At 67.2% G+C, this 22,350-nt stretch carries 19 protein-coding genes; 2 read left to right on the top strand and 17 right to left on the bottom strand.

Annotation, left to right across the window (positions count from 1 at the left end):
• Window position 1: 1 nt before the first annotated feature.
• The 13 genes from bamA to dnaE all read right to left on the bottom strand — a co-directional run bounded on the left by bamA (window position 2) and on the right by dnaE (window position 16,112).
• Window positions 2–2,371: an outer membrane protein assembly factor BamA gene (bamA, locus tag D3869_RS13205; RefSeq protein ID WP_137140398.1), complete on the bottom strand. Its 2,370-nt coding sequence runs from the start codon at window positions 2,369–2,371 to the stop codon at window positions 2–4.
• A 29-nt stretch (window positions 2,372–2,400) separates the two neighbouring features.
• A complete protein-coding gene (gene rseP / locus D3869_RS13200) occupies window positions 2,401–3,534 on the bottom strand; it encodes an RIP metalloprotease RseP (RefSeq protein WP_137140647.1) in 1,134 nt (377 codons plus the stop codon).
• 54 nt (window positions 3,535–3,588) lie between these two features.
• Window positions 3,589–4,779: a 1-deoxy-D-xylulose-5-phosphate reductoisomerase gene (locus D3869_RS13195; protein WP_137140397.1), complete on the bottom strand. Its 1,191-nt coding sequence runs from the start codon at window positions 4,777–4,779 to the stop codon at window positions 3,589–3,591.
• Window positions 4,780–4,786: 7 nt separating this feature from the next.
• Window positions 4,787–5,635: a phosphatidate cytidylyltransferase gene (locus tag D3869_RS13190; protein WP_137140396.1), complete on the bottom strand. Its 849-nt coding sequence runs from the start codon at window positions 5,633–5,635 to the stop codon at window positions 4,787–4,789.
• Complete coding sequence (locus D3869_RS13185; protein ID WP_137140395.1) at window positions 5,580–6,317, bottom strand: isoprenyl transferase; 738 nt, start codon at window positions 6,315–6,317, stop codon at window positions 5,580–5,582. Before D3869_RS13185 ends, D3869_RS13190 begins: the two co-directional genes overlap by 56 nt.
• 4 nt (window positions 6,318–6,321) lie before the next feature.
• Window positions 6,322–6,879 carry a ribosome recycling factor gene (gene frr / locus D3869_RS13180; protein WP_137140394.1) on the bottom strand — a complete coding sequence of 186 codons (558 nt, stop codon included), beginning with the start codon at window positions 6,877–6,879 and terminating at the stop codon, window positions 6,322–6,324.
• Between the two features lie 4 nt (window positions 6,880–6,883).
• Window positions 6,884–7,639: a UMP kinase gene (gene pyrH / locus D3869_RS13175; protein WP_035673100.1), complete on the bottom strand. Its 756-nt coding sequence runs from the start codon at window positions 7,637–7,639 to the stop codon at window positions 6,884–6,886.
• A 54-nt stretch (window positions 7,640–7,693) separates the two neighbouring features.
• A complete protein-coding gene (gene tsf, locus D3869_RS13170) occupies window positions 7,694–8,623 on the bottom strand; it encodes a translation elongation factor Ts (protein ID WP_137140393.1) in 930 nt (309 codons plus the stop codon).
• A 115-nt stretch (window positions 8,624–8,738) separates the two neighbouring features.
• Window positions 8,739–9,524, bottom strand: coding sequence for a 30S ribosomal protein S2 (rpsB, locus tag D3869_RS13165; protein WP_137140392.1), 786 nt, complete (start codon window positions 9,522–9,524; stop codon window positions 8,739–8,741).
• Between the two features lie 219 nt (window positions 9,525–9,743).
• Window positions 9,744–10,793 (bottom strand): DUF2278 family protein, encoded by a 1,050-nt coding sequence (locus D3869_RS13160; RefSeq protein ID WP_137140391.1) that lies wholly within the window; start codon window positions 10,791–10,793, stop codon window positions 9,744–9,746.
• A gap of 79 nt (window positions 10,794–10,872) precedes the next feature.
• Window positions 10,873–11,796, bottom strand: coding sequence for a hypothetical protein (locus D3869_RS33450; RefSeq protein WP_211114944.1), 924 nt, complete (start codon window positions 11,794–11,796; stop codon window positions 10,873–10,875).
• Entirely contained in the window at window positions 11,763–12,404 is a 642-nt protein-coding gene (locus tag D3869_RS33445; protein WP_211114943.1) for an MBL fold metallo-hydrolase, read from the bottom strand. The genes D3869_RS33450 and D3869_RS33445 overlap by 34 nt, the downstream gene beginning before the upstream one ends.
• Before the next feature lie 225 nt (window positions 12,405–12,629).
• Window positions 12,630–16,112: a DNA polymerase III subunit alpha gene (dnaE, locus tag D3869_RS13150; RefSeq protein WP_137140390.1), complete on the bottom strand. Its 3,483-nt coding sequence runs from the start codon at window positions 16,110–16,112 to the stop codon at window positions 12,630–12,632.
• 190 nt (window positions 16,113–16,302) lie between these two features.
• Here dnaE and D3869_RS13145 point away from each other — a divergent pair, with 190 nt between their 5' ends.
• The gene (locus tag D3869_RS13145; protein ID WP_137140389.1) at window positions 16,303–16,905 is read left to right on the top strand and encodes a hypothetical protein; all 603 of its coding nucleotides are present in this window, start codon (window positions 16,303–16,305) and stop codon (window positions 16,903–16,905) included.
• An 81-nt stretch (window positions 16,906–16,986) separates the two neighbouring features.
• The gene (locus D3869_RS13140) at window positions 16,987–17,874 is read left to right on the top strand and encodes an EamA family transporter (protein WP_137140388.1); all 888 of its coding nucleotides are present in this window, start codon (window positions 16,987–16,989) and stop codon (window positions 17,872–17,874) included.
• Window positions 17,875–17,878: 4 nt separating this feature from the next.
• Here D3869_RS13140 and D3869_RS13135 read toward each other — a convergent pair whose 3' ends face one another.
• The 4 genes from D3869_RS13135 to proS all read right to left on the bottom strand — a co-directional run bounded on the left by D3869_RS13135 (window position 17,879) and on the right by proS (window position 22,270).
• Complete coding sequence (locus tag D3869_RS13135; protein WP_137140387.1) at window positions 17,879–18,736, bottom strand: dienelactone hydrolase family protein; 858 nt, start codon at window positions 18,734–18,736, stop codon at window positions 17,879–17,881.
• A gap of 127 nt (window positions 18,737–18,863) precedes the next feature.
• Complete coding sequence (locus tag D3869_RS13130; RefSeq protein WP_175426463.1) at window positions 18,864–19,553, bottom strand: ABC transporter ATP-binding protein; 690 nt, start codon at window positions 19,551–19,553, stop codon at window positions 18,864–18,866.
• Window positions 19,546–20,793 carry a lipoprotein-releasing ABC transporter permease subunit gene (locus tag D3869_RS13125; protein WP_137140386.1) on the bottom strand — a complete coding sequence of 416 codons (1,248 nt, stop codon included), beginning with the start codon at window positions 20,791–20,793 and terminating at the stop codon, window positions 19,546–19,548. The genes D3869_RS13130 and D3869_RS13125 overlap by 8 nt, the downstream gene beginning before the upstream one ends.
• A gap of 163 nt (window positions 20,794–20,956) precedes the next feature.
• Window positions 20,957–22,270 carry a proline--tRNA ligase gene (gene proS / locus D3869_RS13120; protein WP_038528368.1) on the bottom strand — a complete coding sequence of 438 codons (1,314 nt, stop codon included), beginning with the start codon at window positions 22,268–22,270 and terminating at the stop codon, window positions 20,957–20,959.
• Between the last annotated feature and the right edge of the window lie 80 nt (window positions 22,271–22,350).

The raw sequence follows: 22,350 nt of genomic DNA, 5'->3' as shown, positions 1-22,350 counted from the left end.
GTTAGAACCTGGTTCCAAAGCTGAAGCGGAAGATCTCTTTCTTGTCGTAATCTTCCTTGAGAATCGGGACCGCAAAGTCAAGGCGGATCGGCCCGAAGGGCGAGCGCCAGGACAAGCCGGTGCCGACCGACAGGCGGACCGATTCGTCGTCGGGGACGAGCGGATCGTTGATGTCGACCTTGCCCAGCGTGCCGACGTCGGTGAAGGCATGACCCTTCAGGCCGAATTCCTCGGGCAGGCCGACCGGGAAGGTCATCTCGACAGACCCGCGGTAATAGCGGGTGCCGCCCAGGGCGTCGCCGGTGCGCAGGTCGCGCGGGCCGATGCCGGCGGTGTTGAAACCACGCAGCGTGTCACCGCCGATGAAGAAGCGATCGGACAGGGCAATGCCGTCGTCACCGATGCCGACAATGTAGCCGATCTCGCCGGTGGCGCTGACGACCCAGTTGTCGTCGAACAGCGGCAGGTAATAGCCGGCGCCGAGACGATTGCGCAGGAAGCGGGCGTCGCCACCCAGACCCGCGAGATCGTTCGTCAACCGGATGTAATAGCCTTCGGTCGGGTTCAGGCGGCTGTTGCGGCGGTCGTACGTCAACTCCTGCCCGATCAGCGAAGTCAGGCGCGAGCCCTTCTGGTCCTGAATGTACCGGGAGGCCGAGCTGGGAACGCTGGTGATGTCGGTGTTCTGAAGCTGGTAGTAGACGCGCTGGCGCAGGTTCTCCGTCAGCGGATAGCCCATGCGCAGGGCCATGCCGGTGCTCTTCTCGTCGAAGGAGCTTTCGTCCTGGTAGTCGCGGGTGATGCGGAACAGGTCGAAACCGGCGGACAGGTCGCGGTCGAGGAAATAAGGCTCCGTGAAGGAGACGTCGTATTCCTGGCGGCTGCCCGACACGGTGGCGCCGAAGCGCAGGTCCTGGCCGCGGCCCAGCAGGTTGCGCTCGCGGATCGAGAAGTCGGCCAGCGGACCGTCCGAGGTCGAGTAGCCGGCGCCGATGGAGATTTCACCGGTCGACTGCTCAGTCACCTCGACGTTCATCACCGTGCGGTCGGGCGCCGTGCCTTCCGCGGTGGTGATGTTGACGCGCTCGAAATAGCCCAGATCCTTGATGCGCTGCTCGGAGCGGCGCAGCTTGGTCGTGCTGAACGGGTCGCCTTCGGACAGCAGCATCTCGCGCCGGACCACCTTGTCCAGCGTGCGGACGTTGCCGGTCACGTCGATGCGCTCCACGAAGACGCGCGGCCCCTCGACGATGTCATAGACGATGTCGATGGTCTGGTTTTCGCGGTTGCGCGAGATGCGCGGCCGGACGTCCACGAAGGCGTATTGCAGGTCGCCGACCGCGTTGGACAGCCTGGTGATGGTGTTCTCCACCTCCTGCGCGTTGTACCAGTCGCCCTCGCGCGTGGTCAGCACGCTGCGCAGCTGCTCCGGGTCCAACGCCTTCAGCGAGGTGCTGATATCCATCTTGCCGAACTTGTAGCGCTCGCCCTCGTCCACCGTGAAGGTGATGACGAAGTCCTCGCGGTCCGGCGTCAGCTCCGCCACGGCGGACACCACGCGGAAGTCGGCGTAGCCTTCCTTGAGGTAGTAGCGGCGCAGCAGGTCGCGGTCGTAGTTCAGGCGGTCCGGATCGTAGTTGTCGTCCGACGTCATGAAGCGCCACCAGGCGCTCTCCCGCGTCTGGATCGCCTCGCGCAGCGTCCCGTCGGAGAACTTCTCGTTGCCGATGAAGGTGATGCTGCGCACGCCGGTGCGCACACCCTCGTTGATCTCGAACACCAGATCGACGCGGTTCTGGTCAAGCTGGATGATCTTCGGCTCGACGGTCGCGGCGAAGCGACCCTGGCGGCGGTAGATGTCCAGGATGCGCTGCACGTCGCTCTGGACGCGGGTGCGGGTGTAGACGACGCGGGGACGAAGCTGGATTTCCTTTTCCAGATTCTCCTTCTCGATGCGCCGATTCCCCTCGAAGGCGATGCGGTTGATGATCGGGTTTTCCGCCACCTGGACCACCAGCGCGTCGCCGTCGCGCTTCAGCACGACGTCGGCGAACAGGCCCGTGTTGAACAGGGCCTTCAGCGACTGGTCGATGCGGTCGGGATCGAAGGGGTCGCCGGGCGCCACAGCGAGGTAGGAGCGGACGGTCGTCGGCTCGATGCGCTGGACGCCCTCCACCCGGATGTCCCGGATGGTGCCGCCCGAGAACATCTGCGCCACCAGCGTCCCGTCACCGAAGGCGGCGGATTTCGCCGCTCCCGGATTGGGCGCGCCCGCCTGGGCCCAGGCTGCGTGGGAAAGGGCAAGAGAAACCGTCGTCATGGCGCAACCGGCCATCAGGCCGAACGCCAGAACCCTGCTCGACACCCGCAAAGCTCGCTCCCTGGCTTTGGGGGCATCCCTCAGGAAATGAGCCCCCTAAAGAAATCCACCACGCGAAGCTGAACGAGATCGTTCCACGTGGCGAAAACCATGAGCGTTAATACCAAAGCAAGCCCGATGCGGAAACCGTATTCTTGCGCTTTAGGTCCGAGAGGACGCCCACGGAGTCCTTCAAGGGCGTAAAACATCAGATGGCCGCCGTCAAGCAGCGGAACCGGAAACAAATTGATCATGCCGAGGTTCACGGACAGGAAGGTCATGAACCAGATCAGCGGATACCAGCCGGATTGGGCGACCTCGCCGGACATCTGGGCGATGCGCAGCGGCCCGCCGAGCTCCTCGGTGCCGCGCGACCCCTCGATCATTTGACCGAGCGCCACGAAGGTGCCGGACACCATACCGACGACCTCCCTGCCCGCCTGCCACAGGGCGGTGAGTGGGTCGTGACGCTTCGTCTCCGCCCCGCCGCGCATGATGCCGAGCTGGCCGATCCGGTGGGTGTTGCCGAGTCGGTCGGTGACCTCGCGCACGTCCGGAGTCGCCGTCAGATTCACCGAACGCCCGTCGCGCTGCACCACCATCTCCAGCGGCGCCCCCGGCTGCATGGAGACGATCTGCCGGATCTCCTCGAATCGCTGGATGCCGCTGCCATTGATCGAGACGATCAGATCGCCCGGCTGCAGCCCGGCGCGCTCCGCGGCGCTGCCCGGCTGCACGCCGCCGACGTCCGGCGGGGTGAAGGACTGGCCGGCGGTGGCGAAGAGGACGGTCAGGACGACGATGGCGAACAGGAAATTCGCGATCGGCCCCGCCGCCACGATGGCCGCCCGCTGGCCGAGCCGCTTGTGGTGGAAGGACACCGCCCGCTCCTCGGCGCTCATGCTCTGCGTGTGGGCGCCGGGCGTGCTCGCCGGGTCGGCGTCGCCGAACATCTTCACATAGCCGCCGAGCGGGATGGCGCTGAACTTCCAGCGGGTTCCGGAGCGGTCGGTCCAGCCGAACAGCTCAGGGCCGAAGCCGATGGAGAAGACCTCGATCCGCACGCCGTTGCGGCGCGCCACGAGGTAATGGCCGAGTTCGTGCACAAACACGAGCACGGTGAGGACCAGCAGAAAAGACAGAAGCGTGGTCCCGAAGCCGCCCATGACGTCCATCACATCCTTTGCATCCCGGAGCGGCTCCTTCGCGGTCCGCGCCCGGAAAAAGACTCAGCGTGCCAGGGCCGCGACCCGGTCCGCCGCCACGCGGCGCGCCTCGGCGTCGGTGTTGCGGACCGCACCCAGGTCGCGGAGCGGCCGGTGCGGCAGCGTGCCCAACACCCCCTCGACGATCCGTTCGATGTCGAGAAAGCCGATCCGGCGGTCGAGAAACGCCTGCACGGCCACCTCGTTGGCGGCACTGAGAATAGTAGGAGCGCCCCCACCGCTTTGCAAGGCGGCCCGGGCGAGCCTCAGGGCCGGGAAACGCTCGGGGTCCGGCGCCTCGAAGGTCAAGGTTGCGGCCTTGACGAGGTCGAGCCGCTCGGCGGGCGTCGGGATGCGCGCCGGCCAGCCGAGCGCGTAGGCGATCGGCGTGCGCATGTCCGGCGTGCCGAGCTGCGCCAGGACCGAGCCGTCCACATACTCGACCAGCGAATGCACGACCGATTGCGGGTGGACCAGCACGTCGATCTTCTCCTCGGGAACACCGAAGAGGAAATGCGCCTCGATGATCTCCAGCCCCTTGTTCATCATGGTGGCGCTGTCGATGGAGATCTTGGCGCCCATCTCCCAGGTCGGGTGGGCGACCGCCTGCTCGCGCGTCGCCGCGGCCATGAAGGCGCGGTCCTTCGTCCGGAAGGGGCCGCCGGAAGCCGTCAGGATCAGGCGCTGGACGCTGTCCAGCCGGTCGAAGTCGAAGACCTGGTAGATCGCCGAATGCTCGCTGTCGACCGGCAGCAGGTTCGCGCCGTGGCGGCGCACCTCCTCCATCATCAGGGCGCCGGCGCAGACCAGCACCTCCTTGTTGGCGAAGGCGACGCAGGCGCCGCGGCGCACGGCGGCCAGCGTGGGCTCCAGCCCGGCGGCGCCGACGATGGCGGCCATCACCCAGTCGGCGGGACGCTCCGCGGCCTCGGCCACCGCCTGCGGACCGGCGGCGGCCTCCACGCCGGTTCCGGCCAGCGCCTCCTTGAGATCGGCGTAGGCGGCAGGGTCGGCGACCACGGCCAACCTCGGGCGGAGCTGCCGCGCCTGCTCGGCGAGGAGGGCGACATTGCGGTTGGCGGTCAGCGCCTCCACCGCGAAACGCTCCGGATCGCGGGCGACGAGGTCCACCGTCTGCGTGCCGACCGATCCGGTCGACCCGAAGATCGTCACGCGGCGCGGCGCGTCCCCCGCCCCTTCAGCCTTCAAAACCATGACCTCGTCACCACCATGCGATTGCCGTGCCGATGGTCGCGTGGAACAGGGCCAGCACCGGGGCGGCGGCGAGCAGCCCGTCGATGCGGTCCAGGATTCCCCCGTGACCAGGAATGAGATGGCCGCTGTCCTTCACGTTGTAACGGCGCTTGACCGCGGATTCGAAGAGGTCGCCCGCTTGCGCCACCACGGCCAGAACGGCGCCCACCGCAAGAGCCAGCAGCGGCCGTTGCGCGCCGGCCGCCAGAGCCACCCCCCACCCCACCAGGGCGGAGGAAGCCATGCCGCCGATCAGGCCGGCCCAGGTCTTCTTCGGGCTGATGCGCGGGGCCAGCTTCGGTCCGCCGATGGTCCGTCCGGCGGCGTAGGCGCCGATGTCGGTCGCCCAGACGCCCAGCATGGTGAAAAGGAACAGCGCGAGGCCGGACTCCGGATCGTCGCGCAGCCACATCAGACCGGCCAGGCCGGCGACGATGTAGAGGACTCCGCCACCGGACAGTCCGCGGTCCGGTCCGCCCGACGCCAGCGCGACGCCGGCGGAGGCCAGGATGGCGACGACGACGGCCGCCCACGGGCCAGCGGCGATCTGCGCCGCCAGCGCCAGCAGGACGCCGGCCACCGATAACGCGATGGCGGCAGCCTTGCGGTGGCAGGGAACGAGGTTGCCCCACTCCACGGCGGAGGCCACGGCGCCGAGCGCGATCAGGAGGTGGAACACCCAGCCGCCGGCCCAGACGGCCGCCAGAACGAGCGGAGCCAGAACGAGCGCCGAGATGGCGCGCGTCTTCAGGTCGCCGGATTTAGCGGGTGCCGGTGGTTGCGCCGAAGCGACGTTCCCGTCGGTGGAACTCTTCAATCGCCGCCTCCAGGTCACGCTTGGAAAAGTCAGGCCAGAGCGTGTCCACGAAGACCAGCTCGGCATACGCCGCCTGCCAGAGCAGGAAATTGCTGATGCGCTTCTCGCCGCTGGTGCGGACGATCAGGTCGGGGTCCGGGATGTCGGCGGTGAACAGGCGTTCGGACAGCCGGTCCTCGGTGATGTCCGCGGGATCGAGCGTCCCCGCCTTCACCTCCTCAGCCAGACGCCGCGCCGCCAGCGTGATCTCCTGGCGGGAGCCGTAGCTCAACGCCACCACGAGGGTCAGCTTGCGGTTGTCGCGGGTCAGGTTCTCGGCGTTGTCGATCAGGCCGACGATGTCCTTGGACAGGCGGGCCCGGTCGCCGATGACGCGCAGTCGCACGCCGTTGCGGTGGAGGTCGGCAATCTCGCTGCGCAGGTAGAAGCGCAGGAGCTGCATGAGGTCGGACACCTCCTCCTCCGGCCGACGCCAGTTCTCGGACGAGAAGCTGAAGATCGTCAGATAGCCGATCCCCAGCTCGCCCGCGGCCTCGACCGTCCGGCGGACGGCGTCCACGCCCTTTTTATGGCCGGCGGTGCGGGGCAGCCCTCTGGACTTCGCCCAGCGCCCGTTGCCGTCCATGATCACGGCCACGTGCGCGGGCGGGCGCAGGGGGCGGCTGTCTTCCGCGTCGCGCATGCCGTCAGACCTGCATGATGTCCTTTTCTTTCGCCGCAAGCGCATCGTCGACCAGCTTGATGTACTGGTCGGTGAGCGCCTGGACCTTCTCGCCGAGCCCCTTGTGCTCGTCCTGCGAGATGTCGCCGGCCTTCTCGGCCTTCTTCAGGCCGTCCATGCCGTCGCGGCGCACGTTGCGCACGGCGACGCGGGCCTGCTCGGCGTATTTGTGGGCGACCTTGGCGAGTTCCTTGCGGCGCTCCTGCGTCAGGTCGGGCAGCGGCACGCGGATCGACTGGCCTTCCGTCTGCGGGTTCAGGCCGAGACCCGAATCGCGGATGCCCTTCTCCACGGCCTTGACCATGCCGCGGTCCCACACCTGCACGACGATCAGGCGCGGCTCCGGCACGCTGACGGTGCCGACCTCCTTGAGGTGCATCTTGGCGCCGTAGGCCTCGACGGTCACGGGCTCAAGCAGGCTGGCGGAGGCGCGGCCGGTGCGCAGACCGCTCAACTCCTTGCGAAACGCCTCAAGCGCTCCTTCCATGCGGCGCTTGAGATCCGATGCGTCGGGCGCAGCCACGGGCTCACTCCGTTTCTTCGTTGATGATCGTAAACTTGCCCCGGCCCTGCATCACCTCGGCGAAGGCGCCGGGGGTGTGGATCGAGAACACAAGTATGGGGATGTGGCTCTCGCGCGCCAAGGAGATCGCGGAGGCGTCCATCACCTGCAGATCGTTCGCCAGGACTTCGAGATAGCCCAGGCGCTCGTAACGCTCCGCGTCCTTCACCTTCTTCGGGTCGGCGGTGTAGACGCCGTCCACCTGCGTGCCCTTCAGCAGAGCGTCGCAGCCCATCTCCGACGCGCGCAGAGCGGCGGCGGTGTCGGTGGTGAAGAAGGGGTTGCCGGTGCCGGCGGCGAAGATCACCACGCGGCCCTTTTCCATGTGCCGAATGGCGCGGCGCCGGATGTACGGCTCGCACACCGAGGACATGGGAATGGCCGACTGCACGCGGGTCGCCACACCCATCCGCTCCAGAGCGCTCTGCATCGACAGGGCGTTCATGACGGTGGCGAGCATCCCGATGTAGTCGGCCGAGGCGCGCTCCATGCCGCTCGCCGCACCCTTCACGCCGCGGAAGATGTTGCCCCCGCCGATGACCAGGCTCACCTGGACGCCCAGCTGGATCACCGCCTTCACCTCGTTGGCGACGCGGTTGACCACCTCCGGGTCGAGGCCGTAGTCGCGCTGACCCATCAACGCCTCGCCCGACACCTTCAGCAGGACTCGTTTGAAGCGGATGCCGTCAGCCGGCTCGGTGGTCCCGGTGGTCTGGGCCATGGGGGGCTTTCTCCCGGTTGGTGTGAAGAGTGCGTGCGGCGGGTCGCCGGGTCCTTACTTCTGGCCGGCGGCGGCGGCGACTTCGGCGGCGAAATCGCTCTCCGCCTTTTCGATGCCCTCGCCCAGCGCGAAGCGGACGAAGCCCGTCACCTTGACCGGGGCGCCGACGTCCTTGGCGGCGTTCTCGACCACCTTGCGGACCTTGGTCTCGCCGTCGATCACGTAGGTCTGCTCCAGCAGCACCACTTCCTCGTAGTACTTGCGGATGCGGCCTTCGAGCATCTTCTCGACGATGTTCTCCGGCTTGCCCGAGGCGCGGGCCTGCTCGGCGAGCACGTTGCGCTCACGCTCCAGGGCGGAGGTGTCGACGTCGGCGATGTCCAGGGCGTCCGGACGGGCGGCGGCGATGTGCATGGCGATCTGCTTGCCCAGATCGTTCAGCTTGGCGGCGTCGCCGGTCGACTCCAGGGCGACCAGAACGCCGATCTTGCCGAGGCCCGGCGCGATGGCCGAGTGGACGTAGGACACGACGACGCCCGCCGGAACCGACAGCTTGGCCGAGCGGCGGATGTTCATGTTCTCGCCGATGGTGGCGATCAGGTTGGTCAGCTCTTCCTGGACCGTGCGGCCGGCGTCGGGATAGGCGGCGGCCTTCAGGCCCTCGACGTCGCCCGAACCGGTCAGAGCCAGTTCGGCCGCCTTCAGGGAGAAAGCCTGGAACCTGTCGTTGCGCGCGACGAAGTCGGTCTCGGCGTTCACCTCGACGACGGCGCCCGCGGTGCCGGCGGTGGCGACGGCGACCAGACCCTCGGCGGCGACGCGGCCGGACTTCTTGGCGGCGGCGGCAAGGCCCTTCTTGCGCAGCCAGTCAACGGCGCCCTCGAGGTCGCCCTGGGTCTCGGCCAGCGCCTTCTTGCAGTCCATCATGCCCGCGCCGGTCTTCTCGCGCAGTTCCTTGACGAGCGCGGCGGTAATCTCGGCCATGGTTTCGCCCTCTTCCTTCCGAACAGATCCAAGCGGATCGGGTTGATCCAAACAACTCATAAAAAAGGCAGCCGGGCCATAGGTCATAAGGCCCGGCTGCCCCGTATCACCGGGATCAGGCCTGGGCCTGTTCGGCCTCGGCCCCTTCCTCTTCCGGCAGCTGCTCGGCCGGAGCCTCCTCGGAGGAACCGACGTCGATGCCGGCGGCGCTCATCTCAGCCTGCAGACCGTCGAGCACGGCGCCGTTCACCAGCTCGCAGTACAGGTCGATGGCGCGCAGGGCGTCGTCGTTGCCGGGGATCGGGAAGGCCACGCCGTCCGGATCGGAGTTGCTGTCGATCACCGCGATGACCGGAATGCCCAGCTTGTTGGCTTCCTTGACGGCGATCGACTCCTTGTTGGTGTCGATGATGAAGAGGACGTCCGGCAGGCCGCCCATCTCCTTGATGCCGCCCAGCGCGCGCTCCAGCTTGTCGCGCTCGCGGGTCAGCTCGAGGATTTCGCGCTTGGTCAGGCCCGAGGTGTCGCCGGCCAGACGCTCTTCCATCTCGCGCAGGCGCTTGATCGACTGGGAGATGGTCTTCCAGTTGGTCAGCATGCCGCCGAGCCAGCGGTGGTTGACGTAGTACTGGCCGCACTTCGACGCGGCCTCGGCCACCTTCTCCTGGGCCTGGCGCTTGGTGCCGACGAACAGGACGCGGCCGCCGCCGGCGACGACGTCACGCACGGCCTGCAGGGCGCGGTGCAGCGCCGGGACGGTCTGCTCCAGGTCGATGATGTGCACGCCGTTGCGCACGCCGAAGATGTACGGACCCATCTTCGGGTTCCAGCGGCGGGTGTGGTGACCGAAGTGGACGCCGGCTTCGAGCAGCTGGCGCATGGTGAAAGACGGAATAGCCATTTGGAAAAGTCCTTTTCCGGTTGCTCCGCCGCGGGCACTGTCCGTTTGACAGGACACCGGATCGGGCCATCGGGGTAAAGCCGAGGGACCGCCAGCCCGCGTGAGGTTTTGACGACGGCGCTTACATAGCCCGCCGCAACCGCTTTGGCAACAGGCATGCAGCAGCCGGTGAGCGTTCGGATCGCTCACCGGGCCGAAGGACATAGCTGATCCCGTGAATTACAGGAACACGACCGGCCGACCTTTCGTCTTGGCATCCCTTTCCGTGTAAGCGACGCCGTCGACCTTGAGGCCGCGGGAATCGAGCAACGTGATCGTTCCACCCTTTCCCGACATCATCGCCCCCTGGCCGCTGAGAGGGAAGGTCGCCGCGTGTCCCGGATCGATGGCGCCGGCGATGCGGTCCGAACGATCCTGCCGGTCGAGGATCTGCCAGTCATCGAATTCCAGACGATCGCCTGAACTGTTGAGGATCGTCACGAATTCGGGAGCCCCCGCGTTGGGGCTCACCATCGCGGCGACGATGCGCGCCATGAAATACGGGGAGTCCGCGGCGACCACCGGCCAGGGCTTGGCCGTTCCCGCCGGTGGGATGGGCTGAACCGGCACCGCGGGCGCCCCTTCGAGCGGCGTCGCGTCGCGTTCGTCGGTGTGCCAGACCTGGTTCTGGAACTTGATGAACAAGCCGGATACCGTGCCGGAGCGGGGAAACTCGAACAGGAGGGCGCCGTCGCGATAAGGCTTCTTCTGATCCCCCCGGCCGCCTTGGTTCATGTGGATCAGGTGGACGCCGGCACCGGGGGTAAAGTCGAAATACTGATCCCTTTTTCCAGGCTCCGGCCCCCAACGCTCGCCGAAGGCGTAGATGATGGCGTCGCTGTCGTCGATCGCACGCTGCAGGAGGTCCTCGACATACTCGAACAGGTCGTTGTCCGGACCGCTCACGAAATGCGGCATCGGCTTCATCTCGGTCGCGCGAAAGAGGTTGCTGCGGATGTAGTCGATGGCCGCCCCGTCCTCACGCCCGTCCGTCAAATCATGCCACCCGGTGCCGAGTTTGCGCGCATGATCCACGATGGGATGCTTGAGGTCGTGCTTGATGAGGTACTCGACCAGCCTCTGATGGGTGGGCCCCCGGCTTGACCGCACGTTGATGGCGATCCGAAAGCTCGCGCCGTCAACGTTCATCAGGACTTCCGAATGGGGATCGTCGTCGTCGTCGCGTTTGAATGCGACGGCTTTGCCCTTCAAGACGCCATAATTCGCCATTTGCTTCCCTCCCCTCCTGACATGAATGACGGAAACTGGAAAGGCGGCGATTGTGGATGGGGCCGCCACACCCGGGCCGCTACACCCGAACGACGGGCGCCGGCTCCGGCACCCGATCCGCGCCGAGCCGGTAGCAGTAGGCCTCCTTCATCTCGGCCTTGCCGCTGTCGGTGTAGACCAGCAGCCTCCGCCCGTCGGTGCGGGTCTTGACGATCCCATAGGCTTTGCGGCTGAACCCGTAAAACTCACCCCGCTTCGCGTGGTCCGTCTCGTCGCTCAGGCGCGACCAGCCCTCACGGTTGAAAAAGGCCACCAGTTCGGTGACGAAGATCAAGGGCTCCTCCACCCGCGAATGGCGCCCCAAGGCGCCCAGCAACGTGGCGCGCGGATGGATGTATTCCTTCCTCTCCGATTCGTCCCCGCTGGAGACGACGCTCACCACGGGGGACACCTGCTTGAGAAAGGCACCGGAAAAGTCGGCGGAACCATGGTGGGGCGCCTTGAACACCTCGGACCGCAGATCGATCTCGCCGCTCTCCTGTCGGCGGGCCAACAGGCGACTGGCCTCGTCGTTCAGGTCGCCGGTGAACAGGTAGCTGAATCCGCCGTATCGCAGGCGAAAGACGATGGAATGGCCATTGATGGTGTGCGACGCGGAGAGTCCCTTGAACCCATGATCGCCGAGATCGAGGGACTCGTGCCCGACCCGTGGCCCTTTCGGAGGGTTGCCGAGGAACGCCAATCCTTCGACGCCCCTCGCCATCGTCGGAACCGGCCCGAGGACGGAAATTTTGAGATCCTCGCCTTCGAAGAATGCGAAGGCGTCGTCGTGACCGGAGCGCAGCCTGCGGAACGCGATGGGGGAACGGGCCGCCCACGCCGAAAGCGCCGCTTTCCAAGCCCGAAACGGTTTGTTCATGTCCGCGTCGGAAACCTCCAGCAGATTCTCTTGGAGGCCGGTGACGATCGTCACGCCGTCAACCTCCTCGGTGCGCCCCAGCATGTCCCTTTCCGGAATGGTCCGCCCCCGGCGTCCTTGCTGGGGCGCTTGACCAGACCGTTGTGATAGACCCGCTGCGGCGCGATGAAGAGGCGCTTTCTGGGTTCCGGATTGCCTTCCGACTTGTGGATTTCGGTAAGACCGGCGAAGTGATCGGCGTCGCCGTGCGTGACCAGGATGCAGTCGATGCGCTTGGGTTGGTCCCGGCTCGACCCCCGGTAACGCGCCGCCAGATAACGGGCGAACATCTGGTTGTCGCCGCCGTCCACCAGGATGATCTTGCCGTCCGGTGATTCGATGACGGCCCCGTCGCCCTGCTGGACATCGACGAAATTGACCTTCAACACTTTGCTCGAAGCGCGGGGCGCCACGACGTCGGCCGCGGCGATCCGCGACGACGCCTTTGGGCAAATGAATGCTTCGGTTTCGATTGGCAGGATGCTGCCGTCGCCCCGCTCTTGATAGGTGACCGTCTTGATGCGGAGGTGGTCCGGCTTGCGCTCCACCACCTCGACATAGTCGCCCCAGGCCAGCGTGTGCAGACGCTTACGGCGATCCGGATTCAGAAACACGTCCGCAAGATCGACATTGATGACGCATTGCTCAGTCATGCCATGCCTCCGCACCAGACCTCGCCCCGCATACGGCAGTATGTATTTACATTTGCCTGAGAAAAACGGTCACCAAATCCCCGAAACCACCCACCTTCCCAAACAAAAAATAGCACGACAACCGCACCCCGTCATCGCAAATTCATTGCGCCAACCGGGATCGCTGCGCAACACCACGAAATCGCGGGCGCAGTCTTATTGAAATTCTGAAATATTTCTTTTCTGCTACAGCTCCACCACCTCGACGACGCCGGGCACGGCCTTCAGCGCGGCGCGGCTCTGGTTGGTGATGTTGAAGGAACCGGGAAGCTGGATCTCCACCTCCTTCAGCGGGTCGATCTCGACCAGCAGGTGGATCTTGCCCTTGCCGCGGGCCAGCCGCTCCAGCATGCCGCGGATGCTCTCCACTGGCCCACCGTCGCGCACCACCACCTTCAAGCCGTCCGAGACCTGGGCGACGGCGTCCTCCAGCGGCTTGACTTCCTGGCAGGTCAGGCGGATGTCCTCGCCGTTCATCTGGACGTCCACGGTCATCAGCACCGGGCGCCCGGCCTCCAGCAGGTCGCGGTTGGTCGCCAGCACCTCGGAGAAGACCGTCACCTCATAGCCGCCGCTGCTGTCGGACAGCTCCACGAAGGCGAAGCGGTTGCCCGACTTCGCGGTCTTCTCCTTGCGGCTGACCACGATGCCGGCAACGCTGCGCCGGGTCGAGCCGCCGCCGGTCACCGCCGTGGCGAGGTCCGCCGACCGCACCACCCTCATGCGGGCCAGCGGGCCGGCAAAGGCGTCCAGCGGGTGGGCGGACAGGTAGAAGCCGATGGCGCCGAACTCGTGCTTCAGCTTCTCCAGCGGCTCCCATTCCTTCACCTTGGGCAGGTCCGGCTCCTTCAGCCCGCCCCCGGCGCCGCCGAACAGGTTGCCGATGCCGCTGTCGCGCTCCGCCGCCTCGGCCTGGGCGTAGCGGATCAGAGTCTCCAGCGCCGCGTGGACTTGGGCGCGGTTCGGGTTGATGCCGTCGAAGGCCCCGGCGCAGGTCAGGTTCTCCAACTGGCGCTTGTTGATGGTCTTCAGGTCGAGGCGGCGGGCGAAGTCGAACAGGCTCTTGTAGGGACCGTTCCTGCGCCGCTCCTCCACCACCGCCCTCATGGCGGGGAGGCCGACGCCCTTGACCGCGGCCAGCGCGTAGCGCACCGCCTTAGTGCCGTCGGGCAGCGCCTCCACCCCGAAGATGCTGTCGGATTTGTTGATGTCCGGAGTCAGCAGCTTGATCTTCAGCCGCACCAGTTCCTGCCGGAAGACGTTCAGCTTGTCGGTGTTGCCGAGGTCGAGCGTCATCGACGCCGCCATGAACTCCACTGGGTGGTTCGCCTTCAGATAGGCGGTGTGGTAGGCGACCAGGGCGTAGGCGGCGGCGTGGCTCTTGTTGAAGCCGTAGCCGGCGAACTTCATCACTTGGTCGAAGATCATGCTGGCTTGGTCGGGGTCCACCCCGCGGCCGGCGGCGCCGTCGCAGAAGATCTTCCGCTGGGCGTCCATCTCCTCCTTGATCTTCTTGCCCATGGCGCGGCGCAGAAGGTCGGCGCCGCCCAGCGAATAGCCGGACAGCACCTGGGCGATCTGCATGACCTGCTCCTGGTAGATCATGATCCCGAAGGTCTCCTTCAGAATCGGCTCCAGGGTGGGATTCATGTAGTCGGCGGGCTCCTCGCCGTTCTTCACCTTGATGTATTTGGGGATGTTGTCCATCGGGCCGGGGCGGTAGAGCGACACCAGCGCGATGATGTCCTCCAGCCGGTTCGGCTTCAGCCGGCGCAGCACGTCGCGCATGCCCGAGCTTTCCAGCTGGAACACGCCGGTCGATTCGGCGCGGCCCAGAAGCTCGTAGCTCTTCACGTCGTCCAGCGTGACGGTGGTCAGGTCCGGCTTTTCGGGGATCAGGTCCACCGCCGTCTTCAGCACGGTCAGCGTCTTCAGGCCGAGGAAGTCGAACTTCACCAGCCCGGCCTGCTCGACGAACTTCATGTTGAACTGGGTGACCGGCATGTCCGAGCGCGGGTCTCGGTACAGCGGCACCAGATCGTGCAGCGGCCGGTCGCCGATCACCACGCCCGCCGCGTGGGTCGAGGCGTGGCGGTACAGACCCTCCAGCTTCAGCGCGATGTTGACGAGGCGCGCCACCGTCTCGTCGCCGTCGCGGGCCTGGCGCAGCATCTCCTCGCTGTCGAGCGCCTGCTGGAGCGTCACCGGGTTGGCCGGGTTGTTCGGCACCAGCTTGCAGATCTTGTCCACCTGCCCGTAGGGCATCTGGAGCACGCGCCCGACGTCGCGCAGCACGGCGCGGGCCTGCAGCTTACCGAAGGTGATGATCTGGGCGACGCGGTCGTAGCCGTACTTGTCCTGGACGTAGCGGATCACCTCTTCGCGGCGGTCCTGGCAGAAGTCCACGTCGAAGTCGGGCATCGACACGCGTTCGGGATTCAGGAATCGCTCGAACAGCAGGCCGAAACGCAGCGGGTCCAGGTCGGTGATGGTCAGCGCCCAGGCGACGACCGAGCCGGCGCCCGAACCACGGCCCGGCCCCACCGGGATGTCGTGCGACTTGGCCCACTTGATGAAGTCCGACACGATCAGGAAGTAGCCGGGGAACTTCATCGACACGATGACGTCCAGCTCGAACTCCAGCCGCTCGAAGTAGGTCTTGCGGGTCTCTTCGCGCTGCTCCGGCGTCATGTCCGGGGTGTAGACGACGCTGTTCAGCCGCATCTCCAGACCCTCGCGGGACTGGGCGCGCAACTCCTCCCCCTCGTCGCGGCCGCCCTCGCAGGGGAAGGGCGGCAGGATGGGCTTGATCGGCTTCAGCAGGAAGGAGCAGCGTTTGGCGATGGCGACCGTGTTGTCCACCGCCTCCGGCAGGTCCTTGAACAGCTCCCGCATCTCCTCGGCCGACTTGAAGCGGTGGTCGGGGGTGAGGCGGCGGCGCTCGGTCTGGCTGATGTAGGCGCCCTCGGCGATGCAGAGCAGCGCGTCGTGCGCCTCGTACATGTCCTCGGTCGCGAAATAGCAGTCGTTGGTGGCGACCAGCGGCAGATCGTGAGCATAGGCGAGGTCGATCAGCGCCGGCTCGATGGCGTCCTCGATCACCGCGAAATGGTCGCGGTGGCGCTGAAGCTCGACGTAGAGGCGGCCGGGGAACAGCCGCTTCAGCCGCTCCAGAACGTCGAGCGCCAAATCCTTCTGCCCCTCGCCCAGCAGCCGCCCGACCGAGCCGGCGGGGCCGCCGGTCAGCGCGATCAGCCCGGCGGAATGGCCCTCCAGCGCGTCCAGCGGGATCTGCGGCCCGGCCATCGGGTCGGATTCCAGGAAGGCCTTGGAGACCAGCTTCATCAGGTTCCGGTAGCCCTCGTCGGTCTGGCAGAGCAGGACGAGCTGGTCGGGGGCCGACGCCGCCTTGCCCGGCAGGCCCGGCTTGCCGTTGGCGGGACCGACTCGGGTGATGCCCAGGACCGTGCCGATGATCGGCTGCACGCCCGAATCCGCGGCGGCCAGCGCGAACTCCAGCGCGCCGAACAGGTTGCCGGTGTCGGTCACGGCGACCGCCGGCATCTCCTTCTTCTGGCAGAGCTTGACCAGCTCCTTCACCTTGATGGCGCCCTCGGACAGGGAATAGGCGGAATGGACGCGCAGGTGGATGAAGTCGGCGTGGGGCATGGCGGGGATGGGCACCGGTTCCAGCGAAGGGGGACGTCTCCCCTTAGTCGTCGCGCATCCCGTCCCGCACTGCAAGGGACCAAGCGCGGGCCCGGCCATGCGGCGATGCGCCAACCCGATCGGGGGCAAGGGAAGATTCCCCGATCATGCGTGTTCGTGCTATCGAAAGAGGCAGAGCCACGACCCGAGAATGACCCGTTCCATGCGCCGCATCCGCTCCAGCGCCGTCCTGGCGGTGCTGGCGGCCACGCTCCTCACGGCTTGCCAGACCACCGGCGCCCCCGCGCCGTCCGCGGAGCAGACCCACCGGCCGCCGCCGACCGTTACGCCCGCCTCCCCCCTGTCCGACGCGCCGGGGCGCGTCGTCGCGCAGAACAAGGGCTGGGTCGTGCGGGCGCATCCGGCCACCAAGACCGGCTCGGCCTATTGCTACGCCACGCGGACCGACGACTCCTCCCCCCTCTCCTTCCGGGCGACGGCGAAGGGAGCGGCCATGCTGGTCAACGCCGACCAGCACGCCCAGGCCGGCAAGGACACGGAAAGCCGCCTGACCGCCATCTTCCCCGACGGCGAGACCATGGCGCTGGAGGCCAGCCCCCTGCCCGACGGCGGCGTGGTCGTCCCGGTCGAGCTGCCGAAATACGAGGACCTGTTCGAACCCTTCATGCGGTCGCGCGCGGTGACCCTGCAACGGGACGGCGGCGGGACGGAGATCGGCGACGTCAATTTGGGCGGTTCCTCCTGGGCGCTGGCCGCCCTGGACGAGTGCCGCATCCTGCATACGGATAAGTGAGGAGATTCGGGGGTCTGACCCGCAGTGGGTGCATCGGACACCACATTGACCGACGGGTTGCCCGCCTCTAGCCTCCGCCCCATGCGCACCGCCCACATCGGCCTTGCCGTCGCCGTCGCGGCGATCTGGGGCTTCAACTTCGTCGCCATCAAGGTCGGCCTCGCCGACTTTCCGCCGATCCTGTTCTGCGCCCTGCGCTTCGCGCTGGCGGCGCTGCCGCTTCTCGTGCTGGGGGTTCGCGGTGGTCCGCCGGTGCCCTGGCGCTTCATCCTGGGCATCGGGATGGTGCTGGGCGTGGTGAAGTTCTCGCTGCTGTTCGTCGGGATGGACATCGGCATGCCGGCGGGGCTGTCGTCGCTGGTGCTGCAATCTCAGGCCTTCTTCACCGCCCTGTTCGCCGCCCTGGTGCTGGGGGAGCGGCCCGGCCCGAAACAAGTGCTGGGCATGGCGGTGGCTTTCACCGGGATCGGCCTGATCGCGCTGGAGATGCCGGCGGGCGATTCGCTGCTCGGTCTGGGGCTGGTCATGGCCGCTGCGGCCACCTGGGGCGTGGCGAACCTGCTGATGAAGCAGGCCAAGGCGCCGGACCTGTTCCGCATGATGCTGTGGGTCAGCGTGGTGCCGCCGATCCCGCTGCTGCTGCTGTCGCTCGGGATGGAGGGGCCGGACCGGGCGTGGCAGGCCCTGACCCATCTGACTCCGCTGGGCGTCGGGGCGGTGGCCTACATCGCCTTCGGGGCGACGCTGTTCGGATTCGCCGCCTGGGGCTTCCTGCTGCGCCATTACCCGGCGAGCCTCGTGGCGCCCTTCTCGCTGCTGGTGCCGGTCTTCGGCATGAGCTCCAGCGCGCTGTTCCTGGGGGAGAGCTTCACCCCGCTGAAAATGGGGGGCGCGCTTCTCGTCCTCGCCGGGCTGGCGGTGGCCGTGCTGAAGCTGCCCTCCGCACGGCCCGCCACCCACCGCTCATGACCGCTCAGGTCAGTTTCTTCTTCAGGAACTCCACGGACCGGCCCCAGGCGAGGTCCGCCGCCTCCTTGTTGAAGCGCTCCGCCGACGTGTCGTTGTGGAAGGCGTGGTTGACGTTGTCGTACATGAAGAGTTCGTAGGACTTGCCGCCCTTCTTCAGGGCCTCCTCATAGGCCGGGACCTTGGCGTTCACATTGTTGTCCAGCCCGGCGTAGTGGAGCTGGAGCGGCGCCTTGATCGTGGTGACGAGCGCCGGATCGGGCGACGGGCCGTAGAAGACGACGCCCGCCTTGAGGTCCGGCGCCTTGATGGCCAGCCGGTTGGTCATGCCGCCGCCCCAGCAGAAGCCGATGGCCCCCACCTTGGCGTTGGAGTAGCGGTAGGCCATCAGGTCGCTCATCGACGCGATCAGGTTGTTCACCGTCTTGTCGGGGTCGAGCTGGCCGATCATCTCGCGGGCACGGTCGGGGTCCTGCGGGGTGCCGCCGAGCGGGGACAGCAGATCCGGGGCCATGGCGACGAAGCCGGCCACCGCCAGCCGCCGCGTCACGTCCTCGATGTAGGGGTTCAGGCCACGGTTCTCGTGGACCACCACCACAGACGGCGCCTGCTCCGCCAGCTTCGGCCGGGCCCGGTAGGCCTGAACGTCGCCGGTCGCGCCCTGGAAGGTGACCCGGTCCGTGGCGATCCGGCTGTCGTCCTCCGGAATCTCGGCGGCGAGGGCGTAGTTCGGCTCGATCTGGGAGAGGATCGCCGGAATGGCCGCCGCGCTGCCCGCCAGAACCGCCAGCCGCTCCAGGAAGACGCGGCGCGGCAGCGGCCGGTGGGTGTACTCGTCGTACAGATCGATGATCTTCTGATCCATGGACTCCGGTCCCTCCTTGTTGGGTTGCGCGAAGTCTGCCCCAGGACGCACCGATCACCAATCCACCGAACGGCGATGCCACTCTTACGCGGTTTGGCCGATCACGCGGCGCGGGACGTGACGCCGATCAAACCCTGGCGTGCTCCACGAGAAGACCGTCGCTCATCTCGAACACCCGGTCCATGCGGTTCGCCAGTTCCAGGTTGTGGGTGGCGATCAGGGCGCCGACCCTCGCCTGCCGGACGATGGTGGTCAGCATGGCGAAGACCCCCTCCGCCGTGTGCGGGTCGAGGTTGCCCGTCGGCTCGTCGGCGATCAGCAGGCCCGGCCCGTTGGCCAGCGCGCGGGCGATGGCGACCCGCTGCTGCTCGCCGCCCGACAGGCGGGCCGGGCGGTGGCCGGCGCGCGGCTCCAGCCCGACCATGCACAGCAGTTCCAGGGCGCGCTCGCGGGCGGTGCGCTTCGGAACGCCGTTGATCATCTGCGGCAGCACGATGTTCTCCAGCGCGGAGAATTCCGGCAGCAGGTGGTGGAACTGGTAGACGAAGCCGACCGAGCGGCGGCGCACCTCCGTCCGCTTGCCGTCGTCCAGGGCGGACACGTCGGTCCCGGCGATCCGCACGGTGCCGGCAGTCGGCCGCTCCAGCAGGCCGGCGATGTGCAGCAAGGTCGATTTGCCGGCGCCCGACGGGCCGACCAGGGCGACCAGTTCGCCGGCGTGGACGGTCAATTCCGCCCCGCGCAGCACCTGAAGCTCGGTCCCCGCCTGCTCAAAGGTGCGGACGATCCCCGACAGTTCCAGCATCGGCTCACTCATAGCGCAGGGCCTCCACCGGATCGAGACGCGCCGCCCGCCAGGACGGGTAGATGGTCGCGGCGAAGGACAGGCCCAGCGCCATCAGGGTGACCTGGACCACCTCCGACCAGTCGATCTTTGCCGGCAGTTGCGACAGGAAATAGATCTCGGCGTTGAACAGGTTGGTGCCGGTCAGCGCCTGGATGCCCTGGCGGATCGTCTCGATGTTCAGCGCGAAGGACACGCCCAGCGCCACCCCCACCAGCGTCCCAGCCACCCCCACCGAGGCGCCGGACAGGAAGAAGATGCGCATGATCATGCCGCGGGTGGCGCCCATGGTGCGCAGGATGGCGATGTCCCGCCCCTTGTCCTTCACCAGCATGATCAGGCTGGAGATGATGTTGAAGGCGGCCACCGTGATGATCAGCGAGAGGATCAGGAACATCACGTTGCGCTCGACCTGGAGCGCGGTGAAGAAGCTGGCGTTCGACTGCTGCCAGTCGACCACGCGCCCCACCCCGGCCACCGCCGACTGGATGGCGTCGCGCGCCGCCCGGATCTGGGTCGGGTCGCTGACGAAGACCTCCAGCGAGGTCACCGCCTCGCCCGTGCGGAAGAAGGCCTGCGCCTCCGGCAGGGGCAGGAAGATGAAGCTGTTGTCGTACTCGAACATGCCGACGTCGAACACGGCGCCGATGGTGAAGCTGCGCATCCGCGGCACGGTGCCGAAGGCGGTGACGTTGCCCTGCGGCGCGATCAGGGTGAGCTGGTCGCCGACCGCCAGACCCAGCCGCTGCGCCATGCGGATGCCGATGGCGATGTTGTCCTCGCCGAAGGCCTCCGCCGTGCCGCGCACGATGTTGCGCGACAGCGTCGGGCGCACCCGGAAATCCTCCGGCCGCACGCCGCGCACCACCGCGCCGGAGGCGACGCCGCGCACCGACACCAGCGCCTGCCCCTCGACCGTCGGGGTCACGCCGACGACGCCGGGCACGCCCTGGAGGCGCTGCACCAGCGGGTCGTAATCGGGCAGCGGGCCGCCGCGGCTGCTGTAGACGTTGAGGTGGCCGTTCAAGCCGAGCACGCGGCCCAGAAGCTCCGCCCGGAAGCCGTTCATCACCGACATCACGATGATCAGCGTCGCCACGCCGAGCGCGATGCCCAGCAGCGAGAATCCCGCGATGACCGAGATGAACCCTTCCTGGCGGCGCGCCCGCAGATAGCGCATCGCGACCATGCGTTCGAAGGCGGAGAAGATCATGCGGCTCCCGATGAGCGAAGGGCGGGCGACAAAGGCCCGGCAAAAGCAAAAGGCGGCGGACCGCAACCAGTCCGCCGCCCCGCAACATAAGTGCTTAACCGTGGCAGGAAAAGGGCGACCTTCCAGCGACCTTCCAAGGCGCCCGCTCCCCCGCCCCACGGTGTTACGCCGAGAGCTTCTCCAGAGCGCTGTCCACCGACAGCTCCTGCTTCTCGCCGGTGGCGCGGCGCTTCAGCTCGACCACGCCGTTCTTCAGGCCGCGCGGTCCGACGACGAGCTGCCACGGCAGGCCGATCAGGTCCATGTCAGCGAACTTCACGCCCGGACGCTCGTCGCGGTCGTCGTACAGCACGTCCAGCCCGTTGGCGCGGAGCTTGTAGTACAGTTCCTGGCAGACGCGGTCGGTCTCGGCGTCGCCGACCTTCAGGTTGACGAGCCCGACGTTGAAGGGCGCCACGGCGTCCGGCCAGATGATGCCGTTGTCGTCGTGGCTGGCCTCGATGATGGCGCCCATCAGGCGCGACACGCCGATGCCGTAGGAACCCATCTCCACCGGGACCGGCTCGCCGCCCGGACCGGCGACGACGGCGTTCATCGGCTTGGAGTATTTGGTGCCGAAGTTGAAGATGTGGCCGACCTCGATGCCGCGGGCCGACACCAGATCCGACTCCGCGACCGGGCAGTTGCCGGGCTCGTGCTTTTCGTCGGTCGCCGCGTAGATCGAGGTGTAGGTGTCGAAGAAGGGCTGCAGGTCCTCGTCGAAGCCCGGGGCGTTCTGCAGCACGTCCAGGGTCAGCCAATCCTTGTGGCAGAAGACGCCGCTCTCGCCGGTCTCGGCCAGGATGATGAACTCGTGGCTGAGGTCGCCGCCGATGGGGCCGGTGTCGGCGCGCATCGGGATCGCCTTGAGCCCCATGCGGGCGAAGGTGCGCAGATAGGCCAGGAACATCTTCTGGTAGGAGCGCCGGGCGCTGGCCGCGTCGATGTCGAAGCTGTAGGCGTCCTTCATCAGGAACTCGCGCCCGCGCATCACGCCGAAGCGCGGACGGATCTCGTCCCGGAACTTCCACTGGATGTGGTAGAGGTTCAGCGGAAGCTGGCGGTAGCTCTTCACGAAGGCGCGGAAGATGTCGGTGATCATCTCCTCGTTCGTGGGACCGAACAGCATCTCGCGGTCGTGACGGTCGGTGATGCGCAGCATCTCCTTGCCGTAGTCGTCGTAGCGACCGCTTTCCTTCCACAGCTCCGCCGACTGGATGGTCGGCATCAGCAGCTCCTGGGCGCCGGCGGCGTCCTGCTCCTCGCGGACGATCTGCTCGATCTTCTTCAGGACCCGGTGGCCCAGCGGCAGCCAGGCGTAGATGCCGGCGCTGGTCTGGCGGATCATCCCGGCCCGCAGCATCAGGCGGTGCGAGACGATCTGCGCCTCGGTCGGGGTCTCCTTGAGGGTCGGCAGGAAGAAGGTGGACAGCCGCATGGCTCTGCTCTCGGTTTCGAGGGGATTCGTCCGGCGGTGCGCCGGGCCGCAACAGGGACAGGGACTTTAGGAAGCCACCG

Source organism: Azospirillum brasilense (genome assembly GCF_005222205.1).
In the GTDB taxonomy this organism is placed as follows: Bacteria; Pseudomonadota; Alphaproteobacteria; order Azospirillales; family Azospirillaceae; genus Azospirillum; species Azospirillum brasilense_G.
This window is presented reverse-complemented; position numbering and strand designations above follow the sequence as displayed.